Source organism: Mangrovibacter sp. MFB070, from assembly GCF_000705335.1.
In the GTDB taxonomy this organism is placed as follows: Bacteria; Pseudomonadota; Gammaproteobacteria; order Enterobacterales; family Enterobacteriaceae; genus Mangrovibacter; species Mangrovibacter plantisponsor.
Genome location: NZ_JJMI01000025.1, coordinates 560252 through 576511, shown reverse-complemented (window position 1 = coordinate 576511; position 16260 = coordinate 560252). Strand labels below are relative to the sequence as shown.

The 16260-nt window shown below is 55.7% G+C and carries 15 protein-coding genes; 13 read left to right on the top strand and 2 right to left on the bottom strand.

Annotated features, from left to right (window positions below):
* Positions 1-54 precede the first annotated feature (54 nt).
* Positions 55-951 carry a GntR family transcriptional regulator gene (locus DT73_RS14850; RefSeq protein WP_036110441.1) on the bottom strand — a complete coding sequence of 299 codons (897 nt, stop codon included), beginning with the start codon at positions 949-951 and terminating at the stop codon, positions 55-57.
* A gap of 189 nt (positions 952-1140) precedes the next feature.
* On the opposite strand from DT73_RS14850, the gene DT73_RS14845 reads away from it, so the two are divergent.
* Genes DT73_RS14845 through DT73_RS14815 form a run of 7 tightly spaced genes read left to right on the top strand, consistent with a single transcriptional unit; the run spans position 1141 to position 7818 of the window.
* Positions 1141-1953 (top strand): ABC transporter substrate-binding protein, encoded by an 813-nt coding sequence (locus tag DT73_RS14845; RefSeq protein WP_036110438.1) that lies wholly within the window; start codon positions 1141-1143, stop codon positions 1951-1953.
* A 30-nt stretch (positions 1954-1983) separates the two neighbouring features.
* Complete coding sequence (locus DT73_RS14840; RefSeq protein WP_036110434.1) at positions 1984-2709, top strand: amino acid ABC transporter permease; 726 nt, start codon at positions 1984-1986, stop codon at positions 2707-2709.
* Complete coding sequence (locus DT73_RS14835) at positions 2706-3452, top strand: amino acid ABC transporter ATP-binding protein (RefSeq protein WP_036110431.1); 747 nt, start codon at positions 2706-2708, stop codon at positions 3450-3452. The genes DT73_RS14840 and DT73_RS14835 overlap by 4 nt, the downstream gene beginning before the upstream one ends.
* A 12-nt stretch (positions 3453-3464) precedes the next feature.
* Complete coding sequence (locus DT73_RS14830; RefSeq protein WP_036110430.1) at positions 3465-4640, top strand: M20 family metallopeptidase; 1176 nt, start codon at positions 3465-3467, stop codon at positions 4638-4640.
* Positions 4637-5734 (top strand): mandelate racemase/muconate lactonizing enzyme family protein, encoded by a 1098-nt coding sequence (locus DT73_RS14825; RefSeq protein WP_036110427.1) that lies wholly within the window; start codon positions 4637-4639, stop codon positions 5732-5734. The genes DT73_RS14830 and DT73_RS14825 overlap by 4 nt, the downstream gene beginning before the upstream one ends.
* Complete coding sequence (locus DT73_RS14820) at positions 5724-6887, top strand: Xaa-Pro peptidase family protein (RefSeq protein ID WP_036110425.1); 1164 nt, start codon at positions 5724-5726, stop codon at positions 6885-6887. Before DT73_RS14825 ends, DT73_RS14820 begins: the two co-directional genes overlap by 11 nt.
* Before the next feature lie 10 nt (positions 6888-6897).
* The gene (locus DT73_RS14815; RefSeq protein WP_036110422.1) at positions 6898-7818 is read left to right on the top strand and encodes a dihydrodipicolinate synthase family protein; all 921 of its coding nucleotides are present in this window, start codon (positions 6898-6900) and stop codon (positions 7816-7818) included.
* Here the strand turns inward: DT73_RS14815 and DT73_RS14810 are convergent.
* Positions 7805-8920 (bottom strand): gamma-glutamyl-gamma-aminobutyrate hydrolase family protein, encoded by a 1116-nt coding sequence (locus tag DT73_RS14810; protein ID WP_036110419.1) that lies wholly within the window; start codon positions 8918-8920, stop codon positions 7805-7807. The two genes, DT73_RS14815 and DT73_RS14810, sit on opposite strands and share 14 nt — an antisense overlap.
* 77 nt (positions 8921-8997) lie before the next feature.
* Between DT73_RS14810 and DT73_RS14805 the strand changes: the two genes are divergently transcribed.
* The 6 genes from DT73_RS14805 (at position 8998) to DT73_RS14780 (ending at position 16197) form a co-directional block, all read left to right on the top strand.
* Positions 8998-10209: a pyridoxal phosphate-dependent aminotransferase gene (locus tag DT73_RS14805; protein WP_036110417.1), complete on the top strand. Its 1212-nt coding sequence runs from the start codon at positions 8998-9000 to the stop codon at positions 10207-10209.
* A gap of 390 nt (positions 10210-10599) precedes the next feature.
* A complete protein-coding gene (locus DT73_RS14800) occupies positions 10600-11754 on the top strand; it encodes a mandelate racemase family protein (RefSeq protein ID WP_036110415.1) in 1155 nt (384 codons plus the stop codon).
* Between the two features lie 37 nt (positions 11755-11791).
* Positions 11792-13423 carry an ABC transporter substrate-binding protein gene (locus DT73_RS14795; RefSeq protein ID WP_036110413.1) on the top strand — a complete coding sequence of 544 codons (1632 nt, stop codon included), beginning with the start codon at positions 11792-11794 and terminating at the stop codon, positions 13421-13423.
* A complete protein-coding gene (locus DT73_RS14790) occupies positions 13420-14457 on the top strand; it encodes an ABC transporter permease (protein WP_036110408.1) in 1038 nt (345 codons plus the stop codon). The genes DT73_RS14795 and DT73_RS14790 overlap by 4 nt, the downstream gene beginning before the upstream one ends.
* Positions 14454-15359 carry an ABC transporter permease gene (locus tag DT73_RS14785; RefSeq protein WP_036110405.1) on the top strand — a complete coding sequence of 302 codons (906 nt, stop codon included), beginning with the start codon at positions 14454-14456 and terminating at the stop codon, positions 15357-15359. Before DT73_RS14790 ends, DT73_RS14785 begins: the two co-directional genes overlap by 4 nt.
* A complete protein-coding gene (locus DT73_RS14780; RefSeq protein WP_036110858.1) occupies positions 15331-16197 on the top strand; it encodes an ABC transporter ATP-binding protein in 867 nt (288 codons plus the stop codon). Before DT73_RS14785 ends, DT73_RS14780 begins: the two co-directional genes overlap by 29 nt.
* Positions 16198-16260 lie beyond the last annotated feature (63 nt).

The window sequence follows — 16260 nt, the reverse complement described above, 5'->3', positions numbered from 1 at the left end:
ATTGCTGTTGCTGATTTGTATTTTCAGGTTCAATAAATGCAAAAATGATGCCGTTCAGGCTTTGGGTACTTTGCTGGCAACTTGATCGTAAGCATATTGCAGGTGGCTGGTCATCAGGCTGGCGGCTTCTTCCCGGTTGTTCAGCCGAATGGCATCAAGGATAGCGACATGTTCTTCACACCACTCTTTAACCCGCCGTTTATTGTGATAACTGCCAAACTCCATCAGGCGGCGCAGGCGGTTTTGTTGCTGGATAGCCTGTAATACAAACAGGTTGCCGCTGGCTTCCGCCAGCATTTCATGGAAAGAGGCATCGGTTTCAAAAATATCTTTAGGGGGAACCTGGGTGATATCCGGGTGAGCAATCAGCCATAAATGGCGGGCGCGCATCCGTTTTAAGGCATGGCGGTCGAGGTGAAAATGCGGAGAAAGCAGGGCGCCTGGCTCAATCATCAGGCGAAAGCCGTAGCCATTTCTCAGGGCAACATCAGTATTCAGTGTTTGCAGAAAACGCCAGCCATGGCCTGGGTTGCGGGCAATCAGGCCATCTTCCGCGAGCCCCAGTAAAGTGCGGGTCAGAACGCCCCGGTCTGCTTCGTAGCGTTGGGCAATCTCGGTTTGGGTAAAAGAGGCGGGCAGCAACCCGGCTATGCGGTCATGGACTAATTGTTCGTAAAGATTCTGGTCGGTGGTTTTGGGTTGTTCAATGGTTAACGCCTGCAACTCTTCTACGTTCTTAAGCAAGTAAAACCCTTGATTTGGCCGGGCTTCCACCGCGCCAAGCTGGGTCAGCTCTTTTAGCCCGGCGCGCACTGGCGTGCGTGATACACCCAGTGCATCGGCTAAATGTTGCTCGCGCAAATGATGACCTGGATCGAATCTTGCTTCAGTTATCAGGTCAAGTATTTGTCGGGCTATCCGGCGACTGCTTGCTGTAGAAGGAGATTGCATGCTGGTGGCTTCCTGAAATGCATTATTGTGGTCGTAATATACAATATCACAGGAAGCCAGACGGAACGAAATAAAGCAATTAGCGCACTTTTTGAGGGCGGGCGCACCAAAATGATCACTTTGTTTTGCGCTTTTAATTGTATTTATTGACACAACAAATCCAATCGTTGAAAGATTCAGGAGACGCGTATGTCCAGACACAATCCACGTATTCGCCTTGCCGCAGTTCTGGTTGCACTCAATGCTTCACTGCCTTTGTGCAGCCAGGCGGCCAGTGAATTTGTTACACCAGGCAAACTGACTTACGGCACAGCCGCCACATTTATGCCATTTGAATTTATGAAAGATGGCAAGCTCACCGGGTTTGATATCGACATGATTAACGCCCTGAGCAAAGAGATAAAACTCACCCCGGTGGCGATGCCGATGGAGTTTAAAGGGCTTATCCCCGCACTCCAGGGCAAGCGCCTCGACATCATTAACTCCGCGATGTACGTCAACCCCACGCGTGCCGCCCAGGTGGATTTTGTTCCCTACCTGAAAATCGGCAGCCAGGTCATTGTGCGTAAAGGCAACCCGGCAGGTATTACCGGGCGCGACCTCTCACTGTGCGGCAAAAATATCGCCGTGACGTTGGGCGGCATTGAAGAGAGCCAGGCGCGTGAAGACAACAAACACTGCCTCGCGGCCAGTAAACCAGCCATTAACGTGATGACTTTCCCGGCGGCAACAGATTCAGCGGTTGCTGTAGCTCAGGGGCGCGCAGATGCGGAGTTTCTCTCCACACCAGGTTCCGTGGCGCTGATGACAGAAAAACCAGGCATGTTCGAAACGACAGGCGATGAGTTTGAAGCCAATACCCATATCGCCATCGCAGTACGCAAAGGTGATACCGAAACCAAAGCGCTGCTGGAAAAAGGCCTGCAAGCCATGGTGAAAGATGGCACTTACCAGCAACTGATTGAGAAATGGCACTTCCCGGCGTCAGTTTCTATTTTCTGATCCCGCTTTTTTGTCCCAACGGAGGATGCTATGTCGATTGATTTAATGTGGCAGTACGTGATTTCCCCCGCGTTTTTGCAAGGGGCGTGGATGACGCTGCTTATCACTCTCTGCTCATTGCTGTGTGGGGTGGTGTTAGGGCTGGTGCTGGCTTTATTACAGGAAGCACCGTTTCGGGCTGGCAGATTGCTGGCGTTCTTCTATCTGTGGCTGTTTCGTGGAACGCCAGTGCTGTTTCAGATCATCTTCGTCTATAACGTGCTGCCCGGCTTCGGCCTGCGTTTCTCCGCATTCACCTGTGCCGTTCTTGCTTTATCCCTGAACGAAGGGGCATACATGGCGGAGATCCTCCGCTCTGGCTTGCAGGCAGTGAAAAGCGGCCAGCGCACCGCCGGAATGGCACTGGGGATGACCAATGCACAGATCATGCGCAAGATAGTGTTGCCTCAGGCTGCCCGTATAGTTCTGCCCCCCATGGGTAACCAGATGATCAGCATGCTGAAATCCAGTGCACTGGTTTCTGTTATAGCCGTTCAGGAACTGCTGCTGGTCGCCAACCAGGCGGCCAGCGCCAGCTTCCGTTATTTCGAAGCGCTGTGTGCCGCGGGTATCTATTACCTGCTGTTAACCACGCTGTTCATGATTTTCCAGTCCTGGCTTGAACGCACGCTGGACCCCAAACAGCGCCGTCGCCGCAGCCAAAAGAAGCCGGCCCAGGCACATTCCCCCACTGATGCTGTTAAGGAGCTGCCATGAGCAATGAAGATAAACCGATGCTGGAAATGATTGGTATCGATAAAGCCTTTGGCCGCCAGACAGTGCTGAGAAACTGTTCACTGAGCGTGAAGCGTGGTGAAACCGTGGTACTGATTGGGCCCTCTGGCTCTGGTAAATCCACATTGCTGCGCTGTGTGAACCTGCTTTCCCCGGCAGACAGTGGCGATATTTTCTTTGCCCGGCAAAACATCAGCCGTGGCGAGATCCCGGCCACCAAAGTACGCCAGCGCATTGGCATGGTGTTCCAGAACTATGAGTTGTTCTCGCACTTAACGGCGGCAGAAAACGTGATGCTGGCCCCCATGACTGTGCTGGGGATTAACCGTATTGAAGCCCGTAAACAGGCCGATGCCTTGCTGGCGAAAGTACACCTGTTTGACCGGGCTGATCACTTCCCTGATGAACTTTCTGGCGGCCAGCAGCAGCGTGTCGCTATTGCCCGCGCACTGGCGATGAAACCGGAACTGATGCTGTATGACGAGCCGACATCGGCACTGGATCCGGAGATGATCCGCGAAGTGCTGGATGTAATGGCGGAGCTCAGCGCAGAAGGCATGACCAGCATGGTAGTGACCCATGAAATGGGGTTTGCCCGGCGAGCAGCCAACCAAATTCTGTTTATGGAGCAGGGCGAGATCATTGAGCGCGCCAGCGCAAATGACTTTTTTGAAGGCCAGGTCAGCGCCAGAGCGCGCCGTTTCCTCGACCAAATTTTACATTAATTGGGAGTTCCTATGAGTGGCTTTAACGCGGACAGCGCCCGCATGAAAAAAGACCTGGCAACGCTGGTCGCTATTAATACTGAAAACCCGCCAGGTCGTGAACGTGAAGCGGCGGAATGTGTTGCGGTCTGGCTGACTGCCGCCGGGTTTGATTTGTCGTTCAGTGAGTATGCGCCTGGCCGTACTAACGTGATTGCCGTGCTGCAAAATGGCCCGGGCCCCTGTTTTGCTTTTAATACTCACCTGGACGTCGTCCCGGCGGGAAAAGGCTGGCAGCGTGAACCTTTTACACTGACAGAAGAAGATGGCCGGTTATATGGCCGTGGCTCTTGTGATGCCAAGGGCCCGTTGGTGGCAATGGTGGAAGCGCTGCGTATGCTGGCGAACCAGCGCGACAGCTGGTCTGGCACATTAATGGGCGTCTTTACCGCCGACGAAGAAGTTGCCAGCGAAGGGGCGAAGTTTTATGTCAAAGAGAGCCCGGTCGCCATTGATTTTGCGGTAATAGGTGAACCCACTTCCAACGCCACGTTTTCGGCGCATAAAGGCAGCCTGCGCCCCCGCGTGCGCGTCAATGGCGTTACTGCGCATTCCGGCACACCAGACCTGGGCGTGAATGCCATTTATAAAGCCGGGCAGTTGCTCGGCCTGGTCGAACACAACCACCAGCACACCGTGTGTTGCCGCCACCACCCGCTGGTGGGGAATGCCAGCCTGACGGTAACCCGTGTACACGGCGGGCATGCTGATAACGTGGTGCCGGACAGCTGCGAATTGCTGCTCGACCGCCGCATGGTGCCGGGTGAAGACGAAGACGCCGTTAAAGCAGAAATTCAGCAACTGCTGGATACCGCTCGCCAGCAATTCAACGTGGATGCCGAAATTATTGGCTGGCAGCCCACCACCGGTGGTGCTACGGAAACCGACAGCAACGAAAGCATTGTACAGGCAAGCCTTGAAGCCTGCCGCCGCCACGGCCAGCCTGAACCCGGGCCATTTGGCTTCCAGGGCGGGTGTGATCTGGTGCATTTCCGCACGCTGGGCGCTAAAGGCGTGGTGATTGGCCCCGGCTCGCTGGCGGTTGCCCATAAGCCAGACGAATTTGTGCCGGTCGAAGAGTTTATTGCAGCTGCATATATCTACCTGGATATTGCCCTGGCAATGTTGCCAGTGGGGAGCCAGGCGTGAAAGGGCGCTTGTACCGGGGAATGTTGCATTACCAGGGTGTGACATTACATACGGCGTCTTCTGGCTCGGTTAGCGGGCTGGATACGTTGTGGTTACACCTTGAGTGTGACGGGGTGTATGGCACCGGTGAAGTGCGGCTCAATATCCGTTACTTACATGGCTACAGTGAGCAACAGGTGCTCGATAACCTGACTCACTGGCTCAATGCACTGAACTGGCACACCACGCCTTCGGCCATGCTGGCGGCAGTGCACCACCCGGACAGCACGCTGCTGGCACCAGCCCGCATGGTGGTGGACATTGCCCTGCATGATTTGCTGGCTCGCCAGCAGGGGCAAAGCCTGGCGGCCTGGCTCGGCCAGCCGGGCAGTGCCTGCGCTTTCCCAACCAACCAAACCTTGTTCTGGGGCAGTGAGCAGCAGTTGCTGGACCAGGCGCAGCACTATGTTGACCGGGGGTTCACCCAGCTCAAGCTGCGCACTGGCGTGGCGGATTTCGCCACTGACCTGAACCGCCTGACCATTTTGCGCCAGCATTTTGGTTCGGCCATCTCACTGGCGATAGATGTGAACGGCCAGTGGTCGCCTGAACAGGCTCAGGAGTATTTTCCGCAGTTGAGCCCATTACAGCTCAGTTATATCGAACAACCGCTGGCACCTGCCAATGACCACCGCCTGGGCGAACTGTCTGCGCTGGGCATTCCCATCATGCTGGATGAAAGCCTTAACAGCCCGGCGGCGATAACCCGGCTGATTGAAGCCGACGGCCAACTGCGTGGTCATTTAAAGCTGGTGAAAATGGGCGGCATAGCACCGTTAATGGAGGCCGCCCGCCAACTGCAACTGGCTGGTGTGCCGTTTATGGTCGGCCAGATGAATGAAGGCCATGTGGCCACCGCTGCTGCCTTGCAGGTTTGCCGGGTGTTGCAACCTGTCTGGGGCGAGCTGTATGGCGCTGATGGCCTGACCGACGACCCGGCCTGCGGGCTTTTTTACCACGACGGCACAGTGCGCGTCGCCGAATCTGCCGGCCTTGGCGTGGTGTTTAACCCCGCCCAGGCCACATTTATTCAGGAGTGGAACTATGCAAACTAATGTTATTCAGGGGCGTGAGTCTGCCTTTGCTGCAGAAGAGTACCAGGACCGTATCCAGCGTGCCCGTGCACGCCTGAGCGCTGCGGGTGTTGATGTGATGATTGTGACCGGCCCGGAAAATATCTTCTGGCTCACCGGCCAGCAAACCCCGGGTTATTACACCTTCCAGGCGTTACTGCTGCCAGCAGAAGGGGAGCCGGTGTTTGTGATTCGCCAGCTCGAATACTTCAACTTTATTGCCAACACGTTTATTTCCGATGCCGCGGTTTACCAGGATGGCGATAACCCGGTCGATTTCTTGTTCAGCATGCTGCAACAAAACAACTGGCAGGGTAAACGCATTGGTATTGATAAACGCGGCTGGTTCCTGCCCATCGCCGTGTATGAAGCACTGCAAAGCAAATTAGGTGAACTGGCAGACTGCGCCGGAATTATCGAGCCACTGCGGGCGGTGAAATCAGCGGCAGAACTGGAAAAAATCGCCACGGCGGCTCGCTATGTGGATGCAGGGATGAAGGCAGGCCTGGCGGCAATACGTGAAGGCGCCGATGAAAATGCCCTGGTGTCGGCCATGATGGGGGCTGCCATTGCTGCGGGCTCTGAATACGTGGGGATGGAGCCTCTGGTTTCCACCGGCCCGCGTAGCGGTGTGCCGCACGGCACCTGGCGCAGGCGCGTGATGGAAGCGGGCGACCCGGTGTTTCTGGAAATGTCTGCCGCCCATGACCGTTACCACGCCGCACTGATGCGTTCAGCATGGTTAGGTAAACCCCCGGCCATTGCGCTGGAAATGGAGAAAGTCTGCCAGGAAGCGTTACAGGCGGCACTGGACGCCATTCGCCCGGGCGAAACCTGTGCGGCTCCGCACCTGGCCTGCCAGCGGGTCATTGATAAAGCCGGTTTCACCGACAATTTCAAAAAACGCACCGGCTACTCCATTGGTGTTGCGTTTGCACCGGACTGGGGCGAAGGCGGCATTCTCAGCCTGTACAGCGGTGTGGATACCGTACTGCAACCAGGCATGACCTTCCATATTCCCCCGGCATTACGGGTTTACGGCCAGTTCACTGTTGGTGTCAGTGAAACTGTTGTCGTGACAGAAACCGGCTACCGCCAACTGGGCTCACTGGCCCGCCCTTTAACCCTGCTGTAAGGAGCAACTTGTGAAAAATATGAATGAAACCCGGGAGCGCCTGCGCGGCATTTTCAACATCACCGTTACCCCCTTTAACCCACAAGGCGATATCGACTTTGCCGCGTTACAGGAAAACATTGAACGCGTTATTGGCCTGGGTTACGACGGTATCCTGATTGGCGGGACTTATGGCGAATTCCCTACCTTATCTGTTGAAGAGCGCCGGGAGCTGTTCACCCGTGTAATGAGCATTGTGGGTGACCGCGTACCGGTTATGTTGTGCAGTGCCAGCTCAGACCCGCGCGTGGTGCGTGAACTGACGATCCTTGCCGGGGAGCTCGGCGGGCTGCCGATGGTAACCCCGCCGTTTGTTACCGAAATTACCGATGCGCAAATCATCACCTTTTTCGAAGAAATGGCACCGCTGTCACCCACCGGTATTCTGATTTATAACGCACCGGGCATTGGTATTACGCTGTCTCCGGCGCAACTGGAAAAACTGGCAGATATCGACGGCGTGGTGGGGATCAAACAGGGGGATTTAACCCCAACAGTGGTGGACCAAATCGCCAACCGCCTGGGGGGCAAAGTACGCCTGTTCTGCGCATCAGACCTGGTGTTTACCGGCCCTATGCTGGCCGGGTTTGACGGTATCAGCACCACCAACAGTGGCGCACTGCCTGAACTTATTCTGGCAACTTACCGTGCGGTAGAACAAGGGGATGCCCACACCGCGCGCGATTTACATTGCCTTTGGTACAGCTACCGGGCGCTGGCTCGCCAGCACGGCCAGCCACAACTGGTAAAAGCGGCGATGGCGTTACGTGGTTTTAACGGTGGTGCGGTTCGTGCGCCATTAAAACCCATTTCTGACAGTGCGCTGGCCGCCCTGCGCGAGGTGATGAACACCCTGGCGCAGGACCCACGCAGTGGCGTTACGCTGGCGTAATCTGCGCTGCCTGTAAAAAGGCGCAAAACAGTGGGTGAGGGGCCTGCGGGCGGGAAGACAGCTCCGGGTGGCCCTGAACCCCGTGCCAGAACGGGTGGTTGCTCAGGCTGATGGCCTCAATAATCCCGTCTGTTTCTGCGCTGATTTGCCCGTCGCCTGCACAAAGTTGTGTGCGCAGTGCCGGGTTGAACGCGTAGCGGTGGTTGTAATGCATGTCTTTGGGCGGCATCAGGTTGCTGAGTCGCCCCAGGGGGATAAACGGCAGCACGCCACAGCGGTGGCGCTGGTCATCAAAGCGCACAAAGCTGTGGCAGGGGGCATCAGGGGCTGCTTCGGCAAGGTTTGCCTGCTCAAACCCCGGCGTCTGGCGCACCAGTGCTGTCGCCATACTTTGCATGCCAAGGCATAACCCCAGCGTGGGCAAAGCGCGCTGGTTTGTGGCACCCGCCAGGCGAATTTGCCCGTTAACGGCGGCCATGGAAGAACCACCTGGCAGGATCATGCCATTCAGGCCATCCAGCTCAGCAAGGTTTTCAGATAGCGTGGCCGGGGCGAAAAAGTGCAGTTGGACGCGCACACCGAGCGCATCTGCGGCATCACCCAGTGCAGCAACAATGGCCGGGTAGCCCAGGCGGTGGTCAGTTTCACGGCCAGCCAGCCCAATATGCAGTGTGTCACCCTGAGTGGGTTGTGCCTGAGCCTGCCAGCGGCCCCACTGGTCGGCCTGCCAGTGGGCGACAACGCCGCGTTCTGCGGTGAGTAATTGCAGGGTATCGCCTTCATGGTGGGTATACAGGCGAGTGCCTGGCAAAGTGGCGGTTGCTGCACTGTGAGCCGGGCTGAGGACTACGACGCAGCCAGGCTCTGCGGTTGCCAGTTGTGATACCTGTGCTACTTCTTCGCACAGAGTATCGCTTAGCCACAGCCCACTGGTTACGCAGTAGCCTGCCTGGCAGACGTGCTGGTGGCTGTCGGGGAAATCGCCGCTAAATGCCGGGCGTAAGCTCCACAACGGGCGTTGCTGTGCATTGGCCCACAAGCTGGCGGCAACACCAAAGCGTGCCGGGTACGGGGAATCATCAACGATAAAGGTCTGTGTCACGGGGCTCTCCCGGTTAATGAATGTGTAGACAGGTCTGTGATTGTATAAACTGACTCATTAGATACAAAAGAGGATTTATGAATAATAACGCGTTGGCGCGCCGGATGCGCCGGGTAAGGCCCTCGCCCACAGCGGCAATTTCTGACCAGGTGCGTGAGCTGGAAGCCCGGGGGAAGACAGTGATTAACCTTGGTGAAGGTGAGCTGGACTTCGCAACGCCGGATAACATCAGCTATGCAGGCATTCAGGCCATTGTGCATCACCAGACTAAATACACCGCGGTTGCCGGTACTGCGGAACTTAAAGCGGCGATTGCCCATAAATTTGCCCGCGATAACCAGGTGCACTACACCCCCGGGCAGATCATTGCCGGTAGCGGAGCAAAACAGCTGATTTTTAACGCCTTTCTGGCAACTGTGGATGCCGGCCAGTCGGTGATTATTCCAGCTCCATACTGGGTATCTTACCCGGATATGGTTGCTCTGGCGGAAGGGGAACCGGTGATTGTTCCTTGCGATGAAACCCATGGCTGGAAACTGCAACCAGAGCAACTGGCGCAGGCCATCACACCGGCCACCCGTTGGGTGGTACTTAATTCGCCTGGTAACCCGACCGGGGCGGTTTACCGTGCCGATGAACTGCGTGCGCTGGCCGATGTGTTACGCGCGCACCCGCAAGTGCTTATCCTGGCTGATGATATTTATGAGCCACTGCGTTATGACGATACCCCATTTGCCACTTTTGCCCAGGTTGCACCAGACCTGGCAGACCGCACCTTAACTGTTAATGGCGTGTCGAAAAGCCATGCTATGACGGGCTGGCGCCTGGGTTATGCCGCCGGGCCTCAGTGGCTTATCAATGCCATGCAGGTACTGCAGTCACAAAGTACTTCTAACCCCAGCACAATTTCTCAGGCGGCAGCAGTGGCAGCCCTGACCCAGCCAGACAGCTTTTTCCACGCCTGGCGGGAAAAACTGAACGCACGCCGCCAGCAGGTGCTGGATACACTGGCCGCTATTGATGGCATCAGTGCTCAGCCCCCGGAAGGCGCATTTTATATTTTTGCCAACTGCCAGGGCCTGATTGGCCGGGTTACTCCCGAAGGAAACCGCCTTGAAAGCGACAGTGATGTGGCGGCATGGCTATTAGCGACTGCTCATGTTGCGGTATTGCATGGTTCGGCTTTTGGCACTCCGGGTTACTTGCGCATTGCTTATGCTGTAGAAGACAACCTGCTACACAGTGCCTGCCAGCGCCTGCTGGCAGCATGTGAAAGCCTGAGCGTGTAGCTTTTCCTGACCCTCGCATTTTTTCGCCGCAACCCCGTGGGTTTGCGGCGCTTTCCTTTCTCCCTGTGGCTTTTTTGTGGCCAATTTTGTGAAAAATATCACCCGTCATCTGGCGTATGCCCAAATCTCTGTTGTTTTTTTTCGTGTCTGCATGATGCCGGGCAGGGTGTTTTCACGTAGAATTCATATTTGAAACATCTTTTCAAAAATAAAATTATTTGTTTTCTCAGAATGAAACTGAGTCATATCGTTCATTGATGAACGCTTCTCCTTATCTTTTCAGCCAGGTGAATAAAGACTGACCTAACCGCATGTGCCATGGGCGGCGGCCGGAGGCTTCGCCGCAGGCATACGCGCTGACAACAAAAGCGGTAATCCTGAGGAACTGGAATGAAAATCGAATCTATCACTACCACTACTTTTAGCTGGATGAGCCCACGGGTGTCCGACAGTGCCGGGCATTCACACCCGGGAGACCCACACTCGGCAACGATGGCGATGCTGACTATCACCGCAGATGACGGTACGCAGGGCTTCTCTTTTGCTCCCCCTGAAATTGTCCGGCCTTATGTTCTGGATGCTTTTTTCCGCAAAGTCATGGTGGGGCAGGACCCGTTCGACCGTGAACGCTTGTGGCAGGATCTGGTGCTGTGGCAGCGCGGCAGTGCGCACCAGCTGACAGAGCGCGCGATGTCCTTTGTTGAACAGGCACTGTGGGATTTAATTGGCCGCAAACTCAATTTGCCGGTCTGGAAAATACTCGGGGGCTACCGCGACAAGGTACCTGCCTATGGCAGCACCATGTGCGGTGATGAACTGCGCGGGGGGCTTTCCACACCACAAGAGTATGGCGATTTTGCCGAAAAACTGGTGGCGCGGGGTTACAAAGCTATCAAGCTGCACACCTGGATGCCTCCCGTAGCTTTCGCACCCGATCCCAAAATGGATGTGAAAGCCTGTGCCGCGGTACGTGAAGCCGTAGGCCCGGATATTGAACTGATGCTGGATGGCTACCACTGGTACAGCCGCAGCGATGCGTTGTACATCGGTAAGGAGCTGGAAAAACTGCGTTTCGCCTGGTTTGAAGAGCCCATGCAGGAAGAGAGCATGTCTTCTTACGCCTGGCTTGCTGATAACTTACAGATTGATGTTATCGGGCCGGAAAGCCTGGGGGGCAAATACCACTCCCGTGCCGACTGGGTGAAAGCAGGCGCCTGCGACATTTTACGTGCCGGTGCAAACGGTGTGGGCGGTATCTCGCCTTGCCTGAAAGTGGCTAACCTGGCAGAAGCCTTTGGCATGAACTGTGAAGTGCATGGTAATGGTGCCGCCAGCCTGGCTGTAATTGGAGCGATTAAAAACTGCCGCTGGTACGAGCGTGGTTTGCTGCACCCATTCCTGGATTACGACCAGCCAGCCCCCTGGCTTAACAGCCTGGTAGACCCAATGGACCGCGAAGGGAACGTACAGTTACCTGCCAGACCTGGTCTGGGTGAAGACATTAATTTTGCGTATATCGAAGCCAATACAATCAGCCACGGCTGATAAATAAAAAAACCTCAACCCTACGGCGGTATACAACATGAAAACCAGCTCCCGAATGGGGGCGTGGCTGCTCACGCTCCTTATCATGCTGGGCGGTGGTCAGGCATGGGGGAAAACCCCACCTGATCAACTGATCATCGGCATGAATATGAACAATCTCCTGACTCTTGACCCGGCGGCCATGACCGGTAACGAAGTGGTGGGAATTGTCGTTAATCTCTACGATTCGCTCGTGGAACTCCCCGCAGACAATCCCACAAATGTTCGCCCGGCGCTTGCCCGTAGTTGGGATATCAGCCCGTCCCGGGATATGTTGACCTTTCACCTGCGACAAGGGGTGACATTTCAGTCGGGTAACCCGTTAAGTGCAGAGGACGTTGTCTGGTCGATGCGCCGCTTGTTGCACCTTAACCTGGCGCAGGCATCGGTATGGAAATCTTATGGGTTTACCAAAAACAATATCGATTCGCTGGTCAGTGCCCCGGACGCGTTCACTGTGCAAATCCGGTTACCCAAACCCAATGACCCGCAACTGGTTATCTATTCGCTGGCAGCCCTTGGGAGTTTGGGCGTGCTGGATAAGCAAACCGTGTTACAGCATGAACAAAATGGCGACTGGGGCAACCACTGGCTGACTACACACTCTGCCGGTTCCGGGCCATTCAGCCTTGATGTCTGGCAGGCGAAAGATGTGCTGCGTATGGTGCGTAACCCTAATTACTGGCGCGGTCCTGCCAAACTAAGTCGTGTAATTTTCCGCCATTTCCAGGAGTCGCAAACCTTACGCCTGATGATGGAAAAAGGGGATTTGGACATTGCCAGTAATATGGCGGTTGCCGATATCAATGCCCTGCGCTCAAACCCGGCATTAACTGTTGATGCAGTACAAAAAGGCACGCTGTATTACGTGGCAATGAGTATGAAAAGCCCGGAATTCTCCAACCGCCTGGTACGTGAAGCGGTGCGCTACCTGATTGACTACCAGGGCATAAACAAAGCCCTGATGCCGGGGTATGGCGAGCTTCACCAACGGCCCATAAAAGCCGGAATGCCGTCAACATTACCTGACCCGGGTTACCGGCTGGATGTACCGCGCGCCCGCAAACTGCTGGCAGAAGCCGGGTATCCGGATGGGTTCGATACCACCTTGCGGGTACTGTCAGACCAGCCGTTCATGAATATTGCCATTGCCGTGCAGTCCACCCTGATGCAGGGCGGCATTCGCGCCAAAATCATTACTGGCACCGGTAACCAAATTTATGGAGCCATGCGTGAGCGCCGTTTCGACATGCTGGTCGGCCGGGGCGGAAGTGGTGTTGAACCCCATCCTCACTCCAACCTGCGTTCGCTGGTGTACAACCCGGATAACCGTGATGAAGCGAAACTCACCAACTTCCAGGGCTGGCGCACCGGGTTTTATGACCCGCAGCTTAACCAGATGATCAACCAGGCGCTGCTGGAGCAGAACAGGCAGAAGCAGATTGCCGATTACCAGGCTATTCAACGCCGCTATGACCAACTGGTGCCTGCGCTTATCCCTGTTTCACAGATGGTGGATTCTGTGGTGGTGAGCAAAACTGTGCATGGCTACAAGCCGCACCCATCGGCCACCACTTTCTTGCGTGATGTCTACAAAACTGAATCAGTACCACAGGAGGGCGGGTTATGAGTATGACACTTGCGCTGACAACCGGGCCGGTGCGGCAGGTAACCCGACGTGCTGTTCAGGTGGCGATAACCTTGTTTGGGCTACTGTTGTTAACCTTTTTTATTGGCCGCGTGATGCCGATAGACCCGGTACTGGCAATAGTTGGCCCGGATGCTGACCACAGCACCTACCAACAGGTATACCACCAACTGGGGCTGGATAAACCGCTCTGGACGCAATTTTTCATTTACCTCAATGGCCTGGCTCACGGTGACCTGGGTAATGCGCTACTGACAGGTAAACCCGTGCTTGACGATATTCTGCGGGTGTTCCCGGCCACTCTGGAGCTGGCGACAGTGGCGATTATTGTCGGTGCCGGGCTGGGTATTCCTCTGGGTGTTCTGGCCGCTTCCCGGCGCAACAGCCTGGCGGATTATATTGTGCGTATTATCAGCCTTGCCGGGTACTCAACGCCCATCTTCTGGGTGGGTATGATGGGGTTACTGGTGTTTTATGCCTGGCTTGGCTGGGTAGGCGGAGCAGGCCGGCTGGATTTTGGCCTTGATGGTGTTGTACCGCGCCATACCGGGTTAATGACTGTGGATGCGTTACTGGCAGGCAACGGCCAGGTCTTTATAAACGCACTGAAACACCTGGTGTTACCTGCCTCGCTACTGGGGTTCCATTCCCTGGCGTATATCAGCCGCATGACACGCAGTTTTATGCTCGCCCAGCTTTCTCAGGAGTTCATTATTACCGCCCGGGTGAAGGGGCTGAGTGTGCGCCATGTGCTCTGGCACCATGCGTTTCGTAATATCCTGGTGCAGTTGCTGACGGTGGTGGCACTGGCTTATGGCGGGTTACTGGAAGGCGCGGTGTTGATTGAAACTGTCTTCTCGTGGCCTGGATTTGGCTCATATCTGACCGGCAGTTTATTGCTGGGTGACATGAATGCGGTAATGGGATGTGTGTTGTTGGTGGGCGTTATCTTTGTGATGCTCAACCTGCTGTCCGACATGCTGTATCAATGTTTTGATCCGAGGACAAAATCATGACGGTATCGCTGGATTCACCGCAGATACTCGCCGGTCAACAACACCGCCTGCGTGTTCGCCGGTTACTGCAACGCATGGCGGCTTTTGTTGGCAAAATGGCGCGTAACCCTTTAACTGCCGTGGGTGGCGGGATTATCACGCTGCTGGTTGTGGTGGCGGTTTTTGCCCCCTGGATTGCGCCGTACCACCCGTTAATTCAGGACCTGGAGCATGCCCTTAACGCCCCCAGTGCGGCCCACTGGTTTGGTACGGATGAATTCGGGCGTGATATTTTCAGCCGCCTGGTGTGGGGTTCACGTATCACGTTATGGATTGTGCTGTTGGTGTCGGTCACGGTAGGCCCACTGGGGCTGCTGCTGGGGGTTACCGCAGGGTACTTTGGCGGCAAAGTCGATGCCGTGCTGATGCGCATCACCGATATTTTTATTTCCTTCCCAAGCCTGGTACTGGCGCTGGCTTTTGTCGCGGCTCTTGGCCCGGGGCTTGAGCACGTGGTTATCGCCATTACGTTGACAGCATGGCCACCGATTGCCCGCCTGGCCCGCGCCGAAACACTGTCATTACGCCAGGCTGATTTCATTTCAGTGGTTCGCCTGCAGGGCGCGTCGCCGGTACGTATTTTGTGCCGCCATATTGTGCCGCTGTGCCTGCCCTCGGTCATTATCCGCATCACCATGAATATGGCAGGCATTATTCTGACAGCGGCAGGCCTCGGGTTTCTTGGCCTGGGGGCTCAGCCTCCAGAGCCTGAGTGGGGGGCGATGATTTCCAGTGGGCGCACTTACATGATGGAGTGCTGGTGGGTAGTAACGGTTCCGGGGCTGGCGATTCTGATTAACAGCCTGGCGTTCAATTTCTTAGGAGATGGCTTACGTGACATTCTCGATCCCCGCAGCGAATAACAGCGCACCTTTGCTGGAGGTGCAGGATTTACAGGTCGATTTTATTAATGGCCGCCAGGTGACATCGGCTGTTCGCGGTGTGTCATTCAGCCTTGGGCGCGAAAAACTGGCGATTGTCGGTGAATCTGGCTCTGGTAAATCAACCGTGGGCAGGGCATTACTGCATTTACACCCGGCCAAAGCCCGTATCAGTGCCACGCGCATGCAGTTTGGCGATATCTGCCTGCGCACCGCCACCGAAGCGCAGATGCGCACCATTCGTGGGCGGCGTATCTCCATGATAATGCAGGACCCAAAGTATTCTCTTAACCCGGTAGTGTGCGTGGGAGAACAAATTGCCGAAGCCTGGCTGGCTCACCACCCGGGGCACAAGAAACTGGCCCGGGGAAAAGCGCTGGCGATGCTGGATATTGTGCGCATTCGTGACCCTGAGCGTGTCTGGCGGCTCTACCCCCATGAAATATCCGGCGGGCAGGGGCAACGCGTGATGATAGCGATGATGCTTATCACCGAGCCGGAACTATTGATTGCCGACGAGCCCACCTCTGCGCTGGATGTTTCCGTCCGTTTGCAAATTCTCGCCCTGCTGGATGACCTGGTGGCCTCGCGCGGGTTGGGGCTGATATTTATCAGCCATGACATCAACCTGGTACGCAGTTTTTGCGACCGGGTGTTGGTGATGTACGCCGGGCGGGTTGTGGAATCACTGGCCGCCCGGGATCTGGATAATGCACAGCACCCTTATACCCGAGGGTTGATTGATGCATTGCCAGATTTGCACCACCCTCGGGCGGTGTTACCGGTGCTGCAACGGCAGGCATCCTGGCTGAATGAGTAAGGAGTGTGACCCATGAAAACGGAAGCTATCACCATAAAAACCAGGACTGCGGAAAGCATGAAT

Coding starts and splice junctions, on each gene's coding strand:
- DT73_RS14785 (WP_036110405.1), top strand. CDS start 14,454: ATGACGGTATCGCTGGATTCACCGCAGATACTCGCCGGTCAACAACAC.
- DT73_RS14805 (WP_036110417.1), top strand. CDS start 8,998: ATGAATAATAACGCGTTGGCGCGCCGGATGCGCCGGGTAAGGCCCTCG.
- DT73_RS14850 (WP_036110441.1), bottom strand. CDS start 951: ATGCAATCTCCTTCTACAGCAAGCAGTCGCCGGATAGCCCGACAAATA.
- DT73_RS14845 (WP_036110438.1), top strand. CDS start 1,141: ATGTCCAGACACAATCCACGTATTCGCCTTGCCGCAGTTCTGGTTGCA.
- DT73_RS14800 (WP_036110415.1), top strand. CDS start 10,600: ATGAAAATCGAATCTATCACTACCACTACTTTTAGCTGGATGAGCCCA.
- DT73_RS14820 (WP_036110425.1), top strand. CDS start 5,724: ATGCAAACTAATGTTATTCAGGGGCGTGAGTCTGCCTTTGCTGCAGAA.
- DT73_RS14840 (WP_036110434.1), top strand. CDS start 1,984: ATGTCGATTGATTTAATGTGGCAGTACGTGATTTCCCCCGCGTTTTTG.
- DT73_RS14835 (WP_036110431.1), top strand. CDS start 2,706: ATGAGCAATGAAGATAAACCGATGCTGGAAATGATTGGTATCGATAAA.
- DT73_RS14830 (WP_036110430.1), top strand. CDS start 3,465: ATGAGTGGCTTTAACGCGGACAGCGCCCGCATGAAAAAAGACCTGGCA.
- DT73_RS14795 (WP_036110413.1), top strand. CDS start 11,792: ATGAAAACCAGCTCCCGAATGGGGGCGTGGCTGCTCACGCTCCTTATC.
- DT73_RS14790 (WP_036110408.1), top strand. CDS start 13,420: ATGAGTATGACACTTGCGCTGACAACCGGGCCGGTGCGGCAGGTAACC.